The following is a 16,850-nucleotide window of genomic DNA, read 5'->3' on the forward strand; positions in this document are numbered from 1 at the left end:
CTAGACATGAACCAGAACAAAATCAAGTGCGCCCTGATCGGTCCCGGCAACATCGGCACCGACCTGCTGGCCAAGCTCCAGCGCAGCCCGGTGCTGGAGCCGGTGTGGATGGTGGGCATCGACCCCGAATCCGACGGCCTCAAGCGTGCCCGCGAGATGGGCATCAAGACCACCGCCGAGGGGGTGGACGGCCTGGTGCCGCACATGAAGGCCGACGGCGTGCAGATCGTCTTCGACGCCACCAGCGCCTACGTGCACGCCGACAACTCGCGCAAGGTCAACGCCGAAGGTGCGCTGATGATCGACCTCACGCCCGCGGCCATCGGCCCGTACTGCGTCCCGCCCGTGAACCTGGCCGAACACGTCGGCAAGGGTGAGATGAACGTCAACATGGTCACCTGCGGCGGCCAGGCCACCATCCCGATGGTTGCTGCGGTCAGCCGCGTGCAGCCCGTGGCCTACGGCGAGATCGTCGCCACCGTGTCCAGCCGCTCGGTCGGCCCCGGCACCCGCAAGAACATCGACGAATTCACCCGCACCACCGCGGGCGCGGTCGAGCGTGTGGGCGGTGCGAAGAAGGGCAAGGCCATCATCATCATCAACCCGGCCGAGCCGCCGCTGATCATGCGCGACACGGTGCACTGCCTGATTGATCCCGCTGCAGGTGAGGTCAACCGCGAAGGCATCACCGAAAGCATCCACGCCATGATCCGCGAGGTGCAGAAGTACGTGCCGGGCTACAAGCTGGTCAACGGACCGGTCTTCGACGGCCAGCGCGTGAGCGTCTACATGGAGGTCGAAGGCCTGGGCGACTACCTGCCCAAGTACGCCGGCAACCTGGACATCATGACGGCCGCCGCCGCGCGCACCGCCGAGATGTTCGCCGAGGAAATCCTCGCCGGGCGCCTCACCCTGCAACCCGTGGCCGCCACCGCCGCAAACGCAGCCTGAGCCGGGAGAACACCATGGAACTGAACGGCAAGAAGATCACCCTGCACGACATGACCCTGCGCGACGGGATGCACCCCAAGCGCCACCTCATGTCGCTCGACCAGATGAAGTCCATCGCCCAGGGCCTGGACGCCGCGGGCGTGCCGCTGATCGAGGTCACCCACGGCGACGGCCTGGGCGGCAGCAGCGTCAACTACGGCTTCCCGGCGCACACCGACGAGGAGTACCTCGGCGCCGTCATCCCGCTGATGAAGCAGGCCAAGGTCAGCGCCCTGCTGCTGCCGGGCATCGGCACCGTCGACCACCTGAAGATGGCGCACGGCCTGGGTGTGCACACCATCCGCGTGGCCACCCACTGCACCGAGGCGGACGTCAGCGAGCAGCACATCACCATGGCCCGCAAGATGGACATGGACACCGTGGGCTTCCTGATGATGGCCCACATGGCCAGCCCGGAGAAGCTCGTCAGCCAGGCCAGGCTGATGGAAAGCTACGGCGCCAACTGCATCTACGTCACCGACTCGGCCGGCTACCTGCTGCCCGATGGCGTGAAGGAGCGACTGAGCGCGGTGCGCGAGGCCCTGAAGCCGGAGACGGAGCTGGGCTTCCACGGCCACCACAACCTGGCGATGGGCGTGGCCAACAGCATCGCGGCGATCGAGTGCGGCGCCACCCGCATCGACGCCGCCGCAGCAGGCCTCGGAGCCGGTGCCGGCAACACGCCGATGGAAGTGCTGGTCGCGGTGCTGGACCGCATGGGTGCCAACACCGGCGTGGACGTCTGGAAGATCCAGGACGTGGCCGAGGACCTGGTCTTCCCGATCATGGACTTCCCGATCCGCATCGACCGCGACGCGCTGACGCTGGGCTACGCGGGCGTGTACGGATCCTTCCTGCTGTTCGCCAAGCGTGCCGGTGCCAAGTACGGCATCCCGGCGCGCGACATCCTGGTGGAACTCGGCCGCAAGAAGATGGTGGGCGGTCAGGAAGACATGATCGAAGACACCGCGATGACGATGGCGCGTGAGCGTGGGTTGAAGATCGACTGACGACTGCAGGAAGGCGGCCGGTGGGCCGCCGAGCGGCAGCTTGTCAGGCTCTGCGTGCGCGCACGAGTGCCGCCAGCCAGGGCGTCAGCGCTGAAAGAAGTGCCAATGCCAGCAGCGGCAGGAAGCTGCCGCCCGCGACGATCTGGCCAGCCAGCGCCGGCCCCACCATCGCACTGGACGCAAAGGCCGCCGGCACCAGCAGGATGGCCCGCCCGCTCGGATCCCGGCGGGCAATGTCGGCCGTCTGCAGGACGCAGCCGCAGGTAAAGGCGAACTCCCATATCCAAGCCCCCAGCGCGAAGGGCAGGAAGCTGCCGGCTGCCGCGAGCAGTGCCAGGCCGGCAAGGATGCCCAGCAGCACGAGGCCATGGGCTGTCCGGCCGGCCAGGCGGTCACCGAAGATCGCCACGGCAAAGGCCGCCACGCCCCCGAGCAGTTTGAGGACGGCAAACACCAGGCCCATTTCGGCCGGCGCGATCGTCAGGGCCGCACCGATGCGCTCGAGGAAGGCCCACAGGCCGATGTTGCCGACCAGGAAGAGGAAGAACACCAGCAGCGCCGCAGCGGCCGGCCAGGGTATCGCCTGCCGCCCCGTCGGTACGGCTACCGCGCGTGCTGACAGGTCACCGGTCCATGCCCGACGGGGCACCCAGAACGCCGAAAGGCCGAGCACAGCCACCACGGCGGCCAACGTCCAGGCCGCGCCGGGGTAACGCCAATGGGCGATCACCAGCGGCGGCAGGGCGAACAGCACGGCCGCCGTCACGGCTAACTCGACGCCCTGGCGCACCCCGAAGGCCCGCACCTTGTTGGGCAGGTCCGCGAGGATGCGCATGCCCAGGCAGGTCATCGTCGACGCAAAGAAGCCGATCAGCACCCACACGGCATACAGCCAATGCAACTCGCTCACCACCGAGCTGAGAGCGAACGAGCCCGCCGTGCCAACCGCGCTGACCAGGGTCAGCCAGCGCCAGTCCAACCGGTTCATCCACAGCGGTGCACCCAGGGTACCGACCAGGTAGCCGGCAAAGCAGATCGAGCCCAGCAAGCCGACGGCCTGTGGCGCCAACCCGAAGCTATCGGCCAGGCTGCCCAGCATCACCGGCAATGCGTTGAACGGAAGCCCACCGATGGTGGAGGCCAGGCTGGCCGCCAGCATGAAGCCGATCAAGGTGCGGTCACGCAGCACAGCGGTCAAGGCGGGCCTCCCAGGCAGTCACATGTAAAGCATCACCAGGTCGTTGATCACCGACGGGCGGTCCTGGCCGACGACATGGACGTTGATCTCCAACGTGACCTGCACACCGCTCTTCAACTGCTCCACCGACTTGACTCGGCAGCGGCCGTGGATGCTGCAACCCGAGGGCACGATGGCCGGAAAGCGCAGGCGGTCGGACCCGTAGTTGACGATGTTGACGAAGTCCACCACCTCGTAGTCCATCGGCATCTTCAGCCGGCTCACCAGCACCTGCACCAGTGCACCATGGGCGATGGGGGTGCCGAAAGGGCTCTCGCGCTTGCAGCGCTCCGGGTCGGTATGGATCCAGTAGTCGTCGCCGCTCAGGGCCGCGAACTGGTTAATGATCTCCTGCGTCACCTCGAAGGCGTTGGACCAGCCCGTGAACTCCTCGGAGACCAACGACTTCATTGCCGCGATGTCCTTGCAGCTGATCCTGCGCTTCGGTTTTTCCTCGACCCCCGGTGCCGGCACTGCAGCGGGAGCGGCCTCCCCAGCGATCACGCCAGGATGCGCCGACTCCACCGGCGTGTAGCGCAACAGCGTGACCTCGCCGGGCCGATCGTCGAAGACCGGGCGCAGGCGCTGGCCGACCCTGACGTCCGCCGGATCCACACCGACCAGCGTGGTGTTGAGGTGCACGCCCTCGTCGAGCTCGACGACCGCCAGCAGCTGCGGCATCTCGTCGGTGAACTCAGGGAGTGTGGGCACGCGGCCGACCGTGAAGGTGTAGAGCCGGCCCTCTCCGGACACGCGGCGCCAGATCAGCTGGCGCGAGCCGCAGGTCGGGCAGTGGGTGCGCGGGAAGAACAGCCAGTGGCCGTGTTCGCACTGCTGCAGGCGCACCTCGTGGTCCCGCAGTCCATCCCAGTAGGGCTGGGAAATCGATGTCGGATGGGGCAGCGGCTTGTTCCAGGCCATCATTGGTCTCCCCGCAGGACCAGTGCGCCCTGCTCGCTCATCACACCGCCCGTACCGGACACGTAGGCCAGATCGTGCCGAGCCAGCTGTCGCTCGCCCGCACGGCCCTGGATCTGCTGCATCGCCTCGATCACCTGGGTCATGCCGCCAGCGCTGCCGGGCTGTCCGAAGCTCAACTGACCACCGTGGGTGTTCATGGGGAAGTTGCCCTGGAAGGTGAAGTCGTGCTCGCGCAGGAAGCGCATGCCCTCGCCTTTGGCGCAGAAGCCCGCGTCCTCCAGCGTCAGCAGCACCGTGATCGTGTAGCAGTCGTAGATCTGCGCCATGTGCATGTCGGCAGGCTTGAGGCCGGCCATCGCAAAGGCCTTGCGCGAGGCCGGGCCGATGGGCATGGCCAGCATGTCGTGCGCATAGGTGGGCGACTTGCTGTGCACATGCTCGCCGCAGCCTGCCACCAGCACCGGGCGGTGCCGCAGACTCCGTGCCTTGTCGGCGCGGGTGACGATCATGGCGCCGCCACCGGCCACCGGCATCACGATCTCCAGCATGCGCAGCGGATCGGCCACCATGCGCGAGTTCAGCACGTCGTCAACGGTGATCGGCTGGCCGTAGAACATCGCGCCGGGGTTGTGGCAGGCGTTGAAGCGCTGGTCGACGCAGATGCGCGCCATCGCTGCGACGTCATAGCCGTGCTGGGCCGCATAACGCTGCGCGATCATCGCGTAACCGGTGTTCTGGGCCATGTGGCCGTAAGGAAGATCCATCTCCGCTTCGGGCGCACCGAAGCGGGTGCTGTGGCCGCCGAAGCGGCTCGAGCGCATCACCTCCATGGCATGGTCGTCGTGCGGCGACATCGGCGCCATGCGCGAGGGGATCACGCACAGCACGGTGTCGCACAGGCCCAGCTCGATGGCCGCGGCGGCGCGCCAGACCATGCCCACGGAGCTCGCGCCCCCCAGGTCGATGACCTCGGCAAAGTTCAGCGGCACACCCAGGTACTCGCCCACCATCGCGGGCACAAAGCTGCTGGCCTCGTGGAAGTAGGCACCGCTGGTGATGAGCCCGTCGACGTCACGCAGCGTCATTCCGGCGTCGTCCAGCGCCTGAGTCGCCAAGTCGGCGATCTGTTCCAGATGGAACATGCGCGGCGCGCTCATGTACTTCTCTGGCTTGTACTGTGCCGCGCCCACCAGCGCGGCCCGTCCTTGCAGTCCCATGGGTTCCTTCTCCAATGTCCGACGACCCCATTCTGGGCAGGACCACCGGCCACACCATCGTCCGAGCAGACTAAGGCTGCTTCGACCGCGGATACATCCTGCCCCGGGAGGGTCGGCCCACTGGGGTTTGCCCGTAGTCGTGTCCTTCTTCGTCCTTTCGGACGATGCCCCGGCCACCCACTGACGAAGAATGCCTGCCATGCTGCCCGACCCTGCGGGCCGCGCGTTCCGAAGGAGACAACCTTGCGAACCCCGATCGGCCTGGCCATGGCGGCCGTCGTTGCCCTGGCCGCGGCCCAGGCCTTCGCGCCCCGCGAGACCCCCCCCCTGGCCGCCTCACGCCTGCCCGTGGAGCGAATGCATATGAACACCCTCGTCGCCACGAAGGCGGGACTGGTCACGGCCGGCGAGCTCGGCCACCTGCTGGTGTCCTCGAACCAGGGCGGCAGCTGGCAGCGAGCCAGCGTCGACCAGGACCGCAAAGCCCTGCTTAACCAGGTCGCATTCGCCGCGGACGGGATGACTGGTATGGCCGTAGGCCACGAAGGCTGGATCCTGCGCAGCAGCGATGGAGGCTGGAGCTGGAGCGAAGCTGCCTTCGACGCGAAGAACGGCGAACCGCTCATGAGCGTGGCGAAACTGCCCACGGGCCGCTGGATTGCTGTCGGGGCCTTCGGGCGCGCGCTGCAGTCTGAAGACGGCGGCCGGACCTGGTCGCCGCTGCACCTGCCAGAAGCCGGCGTCGAGGACAAGCACCTCAATCGCATCGTCGGCAGCCCGGATGGGCAGCGCTGGCTCATCGTCGGCGAGCGCGGCCTGGTGCTGCGCTCCAATGACCAGGGCACCACCTGGGCGGTGGTCGAGCCGTTCTACAACGGTTCTTTCTACAACGCGGTGGCGCTGCGCAGCGGCGGCTGGCTGGTCTACGGCATGCGCGGACACATCTACCGTGCTGCCTCGGAGATGGCGGCCTGGCAGCGTGTCGAAGTGGGCGCGCCGGTGTCCTTCTTCAGCCATGCGCAGACCGGTGACGGCGCCCTGCACCTTGTCGGCCAGGGTGGCATGGTGGCCACCAGTCGTGACGACGGCGCCAGCTTCGCCCTGGCGCGCACGGGCGGTCGCGCCACGCTGACCGACCTGCACCTGCAACCCGACGGCCGAGGTTGGCTGACCAGCGACGCCGGAATCAAGCCCTACCCACCCGTGCCGCCCAACGCCGGTCTGAGTACGCCAGGAACCGCCCGATGAACGCCACCACACTGCCCTCCTCCCGCATCGAGGCGCTGATCGCCCGCATCGCCCGGGCATTGATTGCCTGGCGTAAGCCCATCGGCATCGTCACCGCACTGATCACTCTGGTACTCGGCGCCTCGGCGCTGCGCAGTCACCTGGATGCTGGCTTCAACAAGCTGATCCCCCTGCGCCACGAATACATGCAGGCCTTCCTGCAGCACGCCGCCACCTTCTCCGGCGCCAACCGGGTGCTGGTGAGCGTGCGCTGGAAGGGCGAGGGTGACATCTACAACGAGGAGTTCCTGAAGACGCTGCGTGGTGTCACCGACGAGGTGTTCTTCACCCCCGGTGTCAACCGCGGGCAGGTCTTTTCCCTGTTCACGCCCAACGTCAGGTACATCGAGATCACCGAGGAGGGCTTCGTTGGCGAAGTCATCATTCCCTCGCGCTTCACGCCCGATGCCGAGGGTCTGGCCCATGTGCGCTCCAACGTGGCCAAGTCCGGCCAGATTGGCCGCCTGGTCGCCAATGATCTGAAATCCGCGATGGTCCGCGCCGACCTGCTCGACGTCAATCCGCAGACTGGCGAGCGGCTGGACTACCGGCAGGTGGCGCAGAAACTCGAGGAGATGCGGGCGAAGTTCGACAACCCGAACATCCAGATCCACATCGTCGGCTTCGCCAAGGTGCTCGGCGACGTGATGGACGGTCTGGTGACCGTCATCGGCTTCTTCGTGCTGGCCTTCGGCATCACCGCGGTGATGCTTTGGATGTACTCGCGCTCGGTCAATCTCACGGCACTGGCCCTGATGGTGGCCCTGCTGCCAGTGGTGTGGCTGCTCGGCCTGCTGCCCTTCGGCGGCGTGGGCATCGACCCGATGTCCATCCTGGTGCCCTTCCTGATCTTCTCGATCGGCGTGTCGCATGCAGTGCAGATGACCAACGCCTGGAAGCAGGATGTCCGTGCAGGCATGACGGCAGAGGACGCCGCCGAATCGGCCTTCCGCAAGCTGGCCGTGCCCGGCACGGTGGCCCTGCTGACCAATGCACTGGGCTTCATGGTCATCATGCTGATCGACATCCCCATCGTGCACGAGCTCGGCATGACGGCCTGCCTGGGCGTGCTGCTGATGATCGTCACCAACAAAGTGATGCTGCCGGTGATCCTGTCGCACCTGCGCCTGGAACCGCAGTCCCTGGGCCATGCGGACGGCATCTCTGACCTGCACAACCGCTGGTGGGCCATCTCGGCGCTGGCCAAGCCGCGCCCGGCCCTACTGACCCTGCTGGTCTCGCTGGTTCTGCTGGGTTGCGGCACCTGGTACTCGCGCCAGCTGCTGACTGGCGACATCGGCGCCGGTGCGCCGGAGCTGCGCGCCGAGTCGCGCTACAACCGCGACAACGACCGCATCATCGGTGACTACTCCATCGGCATGGATGTGCTCTCGGTCTACGCCGAGGCCAGCAACCTGCAGGAGGCCTGCCTGAACTGGGAGGTGATGAATGCGGTCGAGCGATTCGACCTCGCCATGCGCGGAGTGGACGGCGTGCGCTCGGTCAGCACCGTGGCCGGTTTTGCCAAGCTGGCCGCGGCCGGCAACAACGAGGGCAACCCGCGCTGGGCCGCGCTACAGCGCACCGAAGCCGCGCTGCGCACCGGCGCCAGGACCGCCAGTCCCGATCTCGGCATGAACACAGATGGGTGCAAGGTCATCCACCTGCAGTTATTCCTGAAGGACCATGAAGGCGCGACCCTCAAGCACGTGGTCGGCGAGGCGCAGAAGTTCATCGCCGCCGACCGCACGCCCAACCTGCGCCTGCGCCTGGCCGGCGGCAATGCGGGCGTCGCCGCCGCCACCAACGAAGCCGTCGAACATGCCGAGGTGCAGATGCTGGCCGCCATTTTCGGCGCGATCACGCTGCTGTGCTGGCTGACCTTCCGCAGCTGGCGCGCCGTGCTGTGCATCATCGTGCCGCTGGCGCTGGTATCCATCCTATGCAATGCGCTGATGGCCTTGCTTGGCATCGGACTGAAGGTGGCCACGCTGCCGGTGATCGCACTCGGCGTCGGAGTGGGCGTGGACTACGGCATCTATCTCTTCGAGCGCTTGCAGCACGAGGTCGAGCACAACGGCGCGCCGTTGCGCGAGGCGTTCTACGAAGCGATGCGCCAGCGCGGCACAGCGGCCGTGTTCACAGCGGTAACGATGGCCATCGGCGTGGGCACCTGGGCCTTCTCGGCCCTGAAGTTCCAGGCTGACATGGGCATCCTGCTGGCCTTCATGTTCCTGGTGAATGTGCTCGGCGCGATCTTTCTGCTGCCGGCCATGGCCTGCTGGCTGGGTGTCGGCCAGAAGAACGAGCAGCGCCCCACCCCACCTGTCGCTGCCGAAGCCCATTGAGCGCTGCATGGACCCAACTGTGCTGATCGAACGGGAGCTCCAACAGGTCTTGACCGCCTACGCCCGGATGTGCGATGAGCGCAACTGGGCGGCCATCGACAGCGTCTTCAGTGAAGACGCCAGCGCCGAATACGGCGGTTGGCCCCTGCCCGACCGCGCCGCCATTCTGCGCATGCTGACCCGCAACCTCGGGGGTTGCGGCCCGACTCAGCACCTCCTGGGCAACCTCACAGTCGACCACGGCACTGATGGCCCCCGCAGCCGCATCAGCGTGCGCGCCGCCCACCGTGGCGCGGCAGAGCTGGCCGACCAGACCTACGAGTGCCTGGGCGAGTACCTCGACCACTGGGTCGCCACACCGCAGGGTTGGCGCATCCGGCATCGCCGCATGGTGATCACGCTCGAGATCGGCAGCCGCCGCCTGCTGCGCCCGGCGCCAGGCTGAGCTGCACCGGCACCGCCACCCCCACCGCAGGTGCGCCAGGTCGGTGATTCCCGGCCCCTCCCTAACTTCACCCCAAACGTCCCCACCACGCGGCGAGACGCGCCTGACGCCGGGCCTGCCGCCCGATGCAGTGTTCTGTGATTGGAGCGGCAGGAAACCTGCCAGCTTCGGTCAAACATCGAATAGAACCGGCCCGGCAGGGTCGCCCCGGGAGGCGCCGTGCCACCACCGCGCGGCTCGCCGGTGCCGACACCACATCGGGATAGGGGTCGGCCATTGTCGGCCGAGCCCCTCCCACACCACCCGGCATGCGGGTCCGCACCGGGCGGTTGCAATGGTTGAGGTCGTCAGACCAGTCATTCACGAGAGTTTCGCAGTTCGTTGCCCGCTCGCCCTGGTCGGCGGCGCCTTCTATCCGGTTCTTGTTCATCGGCTCACAGCTTCGGTCCACGCTTCCTCCCCACACTCGGTCGCCGTCATGCAGTTGCGCTTCACTTCGTTCGTCGTGACCAACTTACGGTGGGACTTGCACCCGCAAGAGTGCGCCCATGCTGGGCGCACAACAAAAAACGGCCTGGGGTCACCAGGCCGTTCTTAGCGACGCGGCCCTTGCAAGCCGCCGGTCATCAGAACGCGTACTTCATCACCACCGAGAGCTGGTCACGGTCGGTCGCCAGGCGGGAGGTTTTCGAGTCCAGCGACGCCGAGCCCGCATAGCCCAGGTAGGTCAGGCCCACCGAGAAATTGCTCGCACGGGTGAAGGTAGCTCCCAAGCTGTAGCGCTCATCGCCCTCACCGCCCACGCCTCCGAGCAGGCTGCGCCCCATCAGCTGCTTCGAGTATGCAATGGGCACAGTCAAATCCCAGCCATCAAACACGCCAGGATAGCCGAGCACCAGGGTGGCGGAAAAGGCCAACCCCTCGTCGGTCTTGAAGTTCAGCTTGTCGCTGGCCGTGAAGCCGAACGCCGCTGGGAATGCCTCCGCGCCAACGGCCTTGCGGGCCTCGACGTTGCTGACCTTGACATACGAGAACTCACCCAGCAACTGCATGGAGTCCGCCACTGGCGAGCGACCAACGTTGTAGAAGGCGTTGACGTTGAACTGGGTGATGTCAGCGCGCGTGGGCGTGGCGATCGTCGCACCCGTAGCCGGATTGACCAGAGCATCGATCAGTACCGGGGCGCCCTGCTTGTGCGAGATCTCCCCACCCATCTGCACCGCACCAAAGGTCGTGCTGGCCGTCAGGCCGAGCAGCTTGATGTTGTCGAAATAGCGGACGCGATAGCTGCCGTTGCCGATCTGTGTAATGCCGCCAAACGCCGCTTGCAGCGATGCCGGAATTGCTGTTCCAGGCGTGAAGGCATTGATCTCCGGCAGCGGAGTGCGGTCGTGGTAGTTCAGGTAGTAAGCGCCCAGCTCGGTCTCTTCGGTCACACGGAACCGCGTGCCCAGTCCCCACTGGCCGGTCTTGGACGGGGTGATGTCCGAGCCCCGCGCACCAAATGAACAGCCACTGAAGCCCGAAAACACGGTGCCCACCGCTGGGATGGTGCTGTACGGCCCCAGGCAGCTGCCTCCTGGACCGACTCCGTCCGAGGTGCTCATGAACGATCCGGGAGCCGCCGCCAGCGTCGGGTGCCAGTTGAACTGCGCCTGGGCGAGCACGGACCAGCGCGAATTGACTTCGAGGGTGGCAGAAATCTGGTCCTCAGGCAGCAACTGATCCTTGGTCTCGGTGCCGGGCACGCCGGTCTTGGTGCCGTCTGCCGGCCCCTGGGCCAGCGAGATGCCCGGGAAGAAAAGCGCCTCCCCCCATGACACCACGTGCCGGCCGGCACGCACCGTCATCCGTCCGGCTGCCCCCGCGTCGAACGAGGTGTAGCCGTAAGCATCGAGTACCCGGCTGTAGCCGCCGTGATAGCGCCTCGCCTCTGCGGTGAACTCGTCGTAGGGCGCTGGGTGATTCACCTTGTTGGGGTTGTTCGCCGCACCGTTGTTGTCGTTCTTGCCGTGGTAGACGTCGTCGTAGAAGCTGCTGGCGGAGAGCACCAGGCCGTGGTCCCCCTTGGCCAGCTTGGTGTCTAGCAACAGGCCCAGACGATTGGCGGTAAATGCCCCCTTCTTGAAGTTGTTGTTGCCGTCGTTGCTGCCAGCGTTGCCTGCCAATACCGGGTCGGCCGATTTCATGCGCTGCGACAGGGTGTAGGTGCCCATCAGCCGCCAATCGAGCTTGAGGCCATCGCCAAATTCGATGGCCTCGCCCGCCGAGGCGCCGCCACCCAGCAGGGCGGCCAGCACGGCCAGCGCGACAGGCTTGAGTTGGATGTCTTTCTTCATGGGAATGTCTCCTCGATGCGCGTTGCGCTTGCGGTATCAGTTGCCGGCCGTGCGAGCCGCCTCGGGGGTGAACATGGACTCCTTGAGGTCGCCCTTGTTCAGCAACGGCCCGACGGGACGTTCCTGGAACAGGTTGTAGCCGATGTAGCCCCCCGAGTTCATGTCGTGATAGAAGCTCGTGCCGGCGTGCCAGGCCTGCGTATCGAAGGAGTAGTAGTAGTTGATGAAAGCGTGCTGCCAGAGTTGGCCGCGGCCATCGTAGAGGTCGGACGCGACAGCGTGGCCGGTGTCCTCGTCCAGGAACATCACGCGCTTGGCATAGAGGTGGCGGAAGCCCTCCTTCAACGTGCCTTCGAGCACCCAGACCCGGCGCAACTCATAGCGCATGTAGTCGGGGTTGGCGTGGCCGGGTTTGACCAGGTCCGCGTACTTGATGTTGGGCTGGTCGATCTTGAAGGCGTTGGCCGGCACGTACATCTCGCGCTTGCCAAGCGATTTCCAGTTGTAGCGCTCGGGCGAACCGTTGAAGAGACGGTCGGAGTCGATCGTCATCTTGTTGCTGGTGCCGTTCATCGGCTGGTCAAAGCCGAACTCGGGCACCTGGCGTACGCGCCGCGTGCCGGGGTCGTAACTCCACGCCAGGCGCTTGCCCTTGGCAAAGTTCAGCGGCTCGGCCGATACACTCACGTTGCCCTTCTCTCGCTCGGGCGCCAGCACCCGGTTCATCGAGCGCGCCATGACGCCCTCGACCGGCTGGCCACGCAGGGCCGGATCGTTGGTCAGATCCAGGCTGCGGTTGTGCGCACGGCCCCAGGCGATGCTGCCGTCACCCAGCACGTTGGCGAAGTCACGGATGGTCTCTTCGTTGTAAGCGCGCGCGGGCAACAGGTTGTTCCACAGCAGCTCGATGCCGTCCTTCGGGAACGGGAAGGCAATGCCTCCCTTGCTGGCCTTGATGCCCAGCCCGTCATCCACGACCTCGGCCTCCAGCGCATTTTTCTTCACGACTGCACAGACCGAGTCCGAGTAGCGGAAGTCGCGATGGCCGGGGTAGACCGGGATGCGGAAGGTCTTCGGGAACTTGGCCAGCATCGCCTTCTGGCCCTCGCTCAGGCGTGCGGTGTACTGCGCCGCGTTCTCGGCAGTGATCGTCAGAATTGGCTTCTCGGCGGCATACGGGTCGGGCTGGAACTGGCCTGAATGCAGCTTGAAGTTCACACCGGGTGGCACACCCAGCCACTTGCCAACGTACTCGGGTACGCCTGTGGCGGAACCGGCCTTCTCGGCGCCGGTGCAGGTCAGATCCTTGCCGAGCTTCTCGGCCTCGGCAGCCGGCACCTTGGCCAGCGCGGGTCCGGCCAGCAACAGGCCCACCGCCAGGGCGATCGGTGCATGGGTCATCGCGATCTTCATCAATGTCTCCTTCCACGAGGAAATGCGTACACGGGCGCCACGCTCAGGTGGCTTGCGATCCGGACCGGAGAGGATCGACGCAATGCACCCTCCGTCCTTTTCGACGCTCGCATTGTTTGACCGCGCCCCCTTTTCTCCATCGTCTGATGAGACTAGGAGTGTGGGCGGCAGTAATTTGCCGGAGCCGCGCGGATGGCGGATTGGGAGCACGGCTCTGGCTTTTCGCCCGTTCGCCGACCTCGCGAGGTGTCGTAGCTGCCCACAGCGCTGTGCGGGCGCCTTTGCGGCTGGCTGTTCGGGTCGGTTTCTCGCATCTGTGCGCCCTCAATCTGCAAGCATGTTGCCCATACGCCGCAGATTCAGCGCCAGGCACACGAGCTTGAACTCGGCCTGCACCCGGTGCAGACCTCGCAGGCTGAACTGCCGGAAGCCGAGCACGTTCTTGATCCAGCCATTGGGTGGCTCGGCGATCCACTTGCGTCGGCGGTAGGCCGCCTTGCCCTCGTCGGTCTGCAGCTTGGCTGCCATCTCTGCGGTGTGCGGATTTCTCTGGGCATCCACCTCGGCGCAGCGTTTGCCCTCTCGCCCCAGTGCAACGACCAACTCCGTGGGTGAGCCTGCCAGGCCTGCGAAATTGGCTTCGCTGCGGTAGCCCGCATCGGCCAACGCCTGCTCGGCTGCCTGACCGGTATTGTCCTCGACCGCCTGCAGCATCGGCAGCAACTGCCCGACATCAGCCGCGTTGTTGCCCACCTCGGCGGCGACGATGATGTGCGCCGTGTCGTCCACTGCCGTCTGCGCGTTGTAGCAGGGGTCGAAGCCACCTCCGGCGCGCTTCATGATGCGGCTGGCTGGGTCGGTGAAGTTGTCCTGCGCCTTCGGTTCTGGCACGCCGAACTCGCGCTTGTAGCGCCCGCCCTTGGGGTTGCCGTCCTCGTCGCGCGGCTTGCACTCATCGTCGGCGCTGCGACCGCGCTCGATGTCGGCCTCGCGCTGGCGCTGCTCCAGGCGCTCGCGGGCTTCGGCGATGACCTTGAGCCGCGTCTCGCGCCTCTCGATCTCGGCCGGAATGTCCGAGTCTGGCTCGTCGGCCTCGGCCGCGTCGGTGGTCTTCGCCCGCTCCAGCAGCGCCTCGATCTGCGCCTTCAACTCCGCCTCAGCCTGCTGCATGCGTTCGTAGCTCATCGCCTTGTGGCGACTGGCGTTGGCCTTGATCTTGGTGCCGTCGATAGCCACCGTCCCCAGCTTGACCAGCCCCATCTCGCGCGCCAGCTTGACCACCTGCACGAACAGGTCGGCCAGTTCCTTCAGGTGCAACGCGCGGAAGTCGCGGATCGTGCGGTGCTTGGGGAAGTTGCCCGCACCCAGCATGCGAAAGGCCAGATCCTCGTGCAGCCGGCGCTCGATCTTGCGCGAGCTGAACACGCCCGTGGCATACCCGTAGACCAGCACCTTGACCATCATCGCCGGGTGAAACGGCTGGTTGCGCGCGCCGCCTCCTGCATACCGGGCGTAGAACGCCCCCAAGTCCAACGCGTCAATCGTGTCGCTGATGAAGTACGCCAGGTGCCCCTTGGGCAGCCAGTCCTGCAGCGATGCGGGCAGCAGCATCTCCTGCTGCGGTTCGTATGGGCGGTAGCTGATGGCCATGGCTGTTCAACGCTCAGGCTGCGCGTTGGCTGTCAGGGACTTCCCTTCTGCCGCCCACACTCCTAGGCGCAGACCCCCAAGCGAGCGTTCAGAAGCTGTGTGCTGGCGCTGCAGCGGCAAAGCCCCTGCAGGAGGGGCTTTGCTGGATGAGATCAGACGGCACGGACAGGACTTTCCCGCCGCGGCCGTGGTCGCGCTCAGGGCCTGAGGTACTCGCGCTTCAAGGCAGTCTTGAGCAGCTTGCCGGCCGGGTTGCGCGGCAGCGGTTCGTGGCGCAGGTGCACGTCGGCAGGCACCTTGTAGGCGGCCAGGCGTGTGGCCACGTGCGTGCGAACCTCTTCGGACGTCAGGTGGACCCCGTCGGCCATTGCGCATACGGCCACGACAGCCTCGCCGGTGAGCTCATCCGGCCGCGCAAACACCGCCGCCTCAAGGATACCGGGGTGGTGCAGCAGACAGGACTCCACCTCCAGTGCAGCGATTTTCTCGCCGTGCCGGTTGATGACGTCCTTGAGCCGGTCGACGATGTGCACATAGCCGTCCGCATCGATGCGGCCGATGTCCCCGGTGTGGAACCAGCCGCCGCGCATCGCCCGCGCAGTCGCCTCAGGCTGACTCCAGTAGCCTTCCATCACCGTGACGCCGCGCATGCGCAACTCACCCACCTCACCGGTGGGCAGCGGTGTGCCGTCACTGTCGAAGGCCGCCATCTCGACGATGGGCGAGATCAGCCCCGAGGCCGTCGGCCGGTGCCGGAACAGCCGCCCCGAACAGGCCGAGCCCACGCCGTTGGTTTCGGTCAGTCCGAATCCCACACCCGACATCGAGTCCCCGCGGCGCACCAGCACTTCGTCGATCAGTCGCTGCGGCAGCCCCGCCCCGCCGAAGCCCAGCGCCGCGAGCGTGCCTGTGAACGCGGGGTCGTCGAATCCGGGCTGCGCGAGCAGCTGCGCCACCATCGCCGGCGCCCCGTTGAACTGCGTGACCTGCTCATCGCGGATCAGCGCCAGTGCGCGCGCCGGATCCCAGCGCGGCAGAAACACCAGGCGCCGACCGTGGCGGAGGGACGTGAGCAGCTGGGCGTGCAGTCCACTGACGTGAAAGAGCGGCACGGCCGTGAGGGTGGTGGGCTGCAAGCCGCGCGCCATCATCGCCGCGACGAGGTCCGGCGAGGTCATCGCCGAAACGGCACCGATGTAGTCAATGTTGAACAGCGCCTGGCACACCGCACGCTGGCTGGACAGCACGCCCTTGGCCTGGCTGCTGGCCCCAGAGGTGAAAAGGATCAGTGCTGCATCGTCAGGCTGCAGGCTCGGCGGAACGTAGGCCGGCCCGCCAGGCGCGATCAGCGCCGGCCAATCCAGCCCCGCCGGTGCGTCGGCTGCCGCCGCGTCCGCCACGATGGCCCGGCAACCCAGGGCGCCCAGGTCATCGGCCACCCGCGCATGGCGGTCGGCGTCGCAGAGCAGCCAGGTCGGCGTGAGATCGCGCAGGTTGGCCAGCAGCTCATCACGCAGGCCAAAACTGTTGAGTGGCGCGGGCACCGCACCGAGCAGCGCCACGGCGACAAAGGCCACCGCCCACTCGGGGCGGTTGCGCATCGCGATGGCAATGCGCTCGCCTGGGCGCACTCCGAGCTCTTGCTGCAGCCGTCCGGCCAGCGCATCGGCCGCTGCGAAGAAGCGCTCGCAGCTCCAGCGCTCGCCTTCGTGAACGATGAACTCCTTGCCGGCATGGGCCCGGCCGGCGTTGAGCAGCTCGGGCAGGGTCGCAAACGCATTCTTGTAGGCGTTCAGCGTCTGGCCACCGCGTTGCAGTGGCTGCAGCTCGAAGGGTGCCCCGGCAGCGGTCAGGCGGACGCGGCACTCGGCGGCCAGCATTGGCAGGTCGGGCGGGCTGACGGCGGGGCCCGGGGAAGCCGCGGTGGCCGGGTGAGCGCTTGGGGTAGCGGCCGCTTGTCGAGGTGTATCCATGGGGTCGCTCATGCGCTGGT

General features: G+C 66.6%; 12 protein-coding genes. 5 read left to right on the top strand and 7 right to left on the bottom strand.

Annotated elements, in window-relative coordinates:
* Positions 1–6: 6 nt before the first annotated feature.
* Both NGK70_RS15965 and dmpG read left to right on the top strand, forming a co-directional pair.
* Positions 7–951: an acetaldehyde dehydrogenase (acetylating) gene (locus tag NGK70_RS15965; protein WP_251969496.1), complete on the top strand. Its 945-nt coding sequence runs from the start codon at positions 7–9 to the stop codon at positions 949–951.
* 14 nt (positions 952–965) lie between these two features.
* Complete coding sequence (gene dmpG / locus NGK70_RS15970; RefSeq protein ID WP_251969497.1) at positions 966–2,000, top strand: 4-hydroxy-2-oxovalerate aldolase; 1,035 nt, start codon at positions 966–968, stop codon at positions 1,998–2,000.
* Between the two features lie 43 nt (positions 2,001–2,043).
* Here dmpG and NGK70_RS15975 read toward each other — a convergent pair whose 3' ends face one another.
* Genes NGK70_RS15975 through NGK70_RS15985 form a run of 3 tightly spaced genes read right to left on the bottom strand, consistent with a single transcriptional unit; the run spans position 2,044 to position 5,375 of the window.
* Entirely contained in the window at positions 2,044–3,189 is a 1,146-nt protein-coding gene (locus NGK70_RS15975) for an MFS transporter (RefSeq protein ID WP_251973803.1), read from the bottom strand.
* Between the two features lie 27 nt (positions 3,190–3,216).
* Complete coding sequence (locus NGK70_RS15980; RefSeq protein ID WP_251969498.1) at positions 3,217–4,158, bottom strand: bifunctional OB-fold nucleic acid binding domain-containing protein/MaoC family dehydratase; 942 nt, start codon at positions 4,156–4,158, stop codon at positions 3,217–3,219.
* Positions 4,158–5,375: a thiolase family protein gene (locus NGK70_RS15985; protein WP_251969499.1), complete on the bottom strand. Its 1,218-nt coding sequence runs from the start codon at positions 5,373–5,375 to the stop codon at positions 4,158–4,160. The genes NGK70_RS15980 and NGK70_RS15985 overlap by 1 nt, the downstream gene beginning before the upstream one ends.
* 243 nt (positions 5,376–5,618) lie before the next feature.
* Here NGK70_RS15985 and NGK70_RS15990 point away from each other — a divergent pair, with 243 nt between their 5' ends.
* The 3 genes from NGK70_RS15990 to NGK70_RS16000 are packed head-to-tail and all read left to right on the top strand — an operon-like array spanning position 5,619 to position 9,455.
* The gene (locus NGK70_RS15990) at positions 5,619–6,623 is read left to right on the top strand and encodes a WD40/YVTN/BNR-like repeat-containing protein (RefSeq protein WP_251969500.1); all 1,005 of its coding nucleotides are present in this window, start codon (positions 5,619–5,621) and stop codon (positions 6,621–6,623) included.
* Positions 6,620–9,010 carry an efflux RND transporter permease subunit gene (locus NGK70_RS15995; protein WP_251969501.1) on the top strand — a complete coding sequence of 797 codons (2,391 nt, stop codon included), beginning with the start codon at positions 6,620–6,622 and terminating at the stop codon, positions 9,008–9,010. The genes NGK70_RS15990 and NGK70_RS15995 overlap by 4 nt, the downstream gene beginning before the upstream one ends.
* Before the next feature lie 7 nt (positions 9,011–9,017).
* Positions 9,018–9,455, top strand: a complete 438-nt coding sequence (locus NGK70_RS16000; protein ID WP_251969502.1) for a nuclear transport factor 2 family protein — start codon at positions 9,018–9,020, stop codon at positions 9,453–9,455.
* 626 nt (positions 9,456–10,081) lie between these two features.
* Here the strand turns inward: NGK70_RS16000 and NGK70_RS16005 are convergent.
* The 4 genes from NGK70_RS16005 to NGK70_RS16020 form a co-directional block, all read right to left on the bottom strand.
* The gene (locus NGK70_RS16005) at positions 10,082–11,794 is read right to left on the bottom strand and encodes a DUF1302 domain-containing protein (RefSeq protein WP_251969503.1); all 1,713 of its coding nucleotides are present in this window, start codon (positions 11,792–11,794) and stop codon (positions 10,082–10,084) included.
* A 36-nt stretch (positions 11,795–11,830) separates the two neighbouring features.
* Entirely contained in the window at positions 11,831–13,207 is a 1,377-nt protein-coding gene (locus NGK70_RS16010; RefSeq protein ID WP_251969504.1) for a DUF1329 domain-containing protein, read from the bottom strand.
* Positions 13,208–13,531: 324 nt separating this feature from the next.
* Entirely contained in the window at positions 13,532–14,857 is a 1,326-nt protein-coding gene (locus tag NGK70_RS16015; RefSeq protein ID WP_251969505.1) for an IS1182 family transposase, read from the bottom strand.
* A gap of 197 nt (positions 14,858–15,054) precedes the next feature.
* On the bottom strand, positions 15,055–16,842 hold the full coding sequence (locus tag NGK70_RS16020; protein WP_251969506.1) for a class I adenylate-forming enzyme family protein: 1,788 nt from the start codon (positions 16,840–16,842) through the stop codon (positions 15,055–15,057).
* Between the last annotated feature and the right edge of the window lie 8 nt (positions 16,843–16,850).

Source organism: Sphaerotilus microaerophilus (assembly GCF_023734135.1).
GTDB lineage: Bacteria > Pseudomonadota > Gammaproteobacteria > Burkholderiales > Burkholderiaceae_C > Sphaerotilus > Sphaerotilus microaerophilus.

What these genes read in the sequence shown, in the direction of transcription:
- NGK70_RS15965 (WP_251969496.1), top strand. Translation starts at nt 7, where the DNA reads ATGAACCAGAACAAAATCAAGTGCGCCCTGATCGGTCCCGGCAACATC.
- dmpG (WP_251969497.1), top strand. Translation starts at nt 966, where the DNA reads ATGGAACTGAACGGCAAGAAGATCACCCTGCACGACATGACCCTGCGC.
- NGK70_RS15980 (WP_251969498.1), bottom strand. Translation starts at nt 4,158, where the DNA reads ATGGCCTGGAACAAGCCGCTGCCCCATCCGACATCGATTTCCCAGCCC.
- NGK70_RS15985 (WP_251969499.1), bottom strand. Translation starts at nt 5,375, where the DNA reads ATGGGACTGCAAGGACGGGCCGCGCTGGTGGGCGCGGCACAGTACAAG.
- NGK70_RS15995 (WP_251969501.1), top strand. Translation starts at nt 6,620, where the DNA reads ATGAACGCCACCACACTGCCCTCCTCCCGCATCGAGGCGCTGATCGCC.
- NGK70_RS16000 (WP_251969502.1), top strand. Translation starts at nt 9,018, where the DNA reads ATGGACCCAACTGTGCTGATCGAACGGGAGCTCCAACAGGTCTTGACC.
- NGK70_RS16005 (WP_251969503.1), bottom strand. Translation starts at nt 11,794, where the DNA reads ATGAAGAAAGACATCCAACTCAAGCCTGTCGCGCTGGCCGTGCTGGCC.
- NGK70_RS16010 (WP_251969504.1), bottom strand. Translation starts at nt 13,207, where the DNA reads ATGAAGATCGCGATGACCCATGCACCGATCGCCCTGGCGGTGGGCCTG.
- NGK70_RS16015 (WP_251969505.1), bottom strand. Translation starts at nt 14,857, where the DNA reads ATGGCCATCAGCTACCGCCCATACGAACCGCAGCAGGAGATGCTGCTG.
- NGK70_RS16020 (WP_251969506.1), bottom strand. Translation starts at nt 16,842, where the DNA reads ATGAGCGACCCCATGGATACACCTCGACAAGCGGCCGCTACCCCAAGC.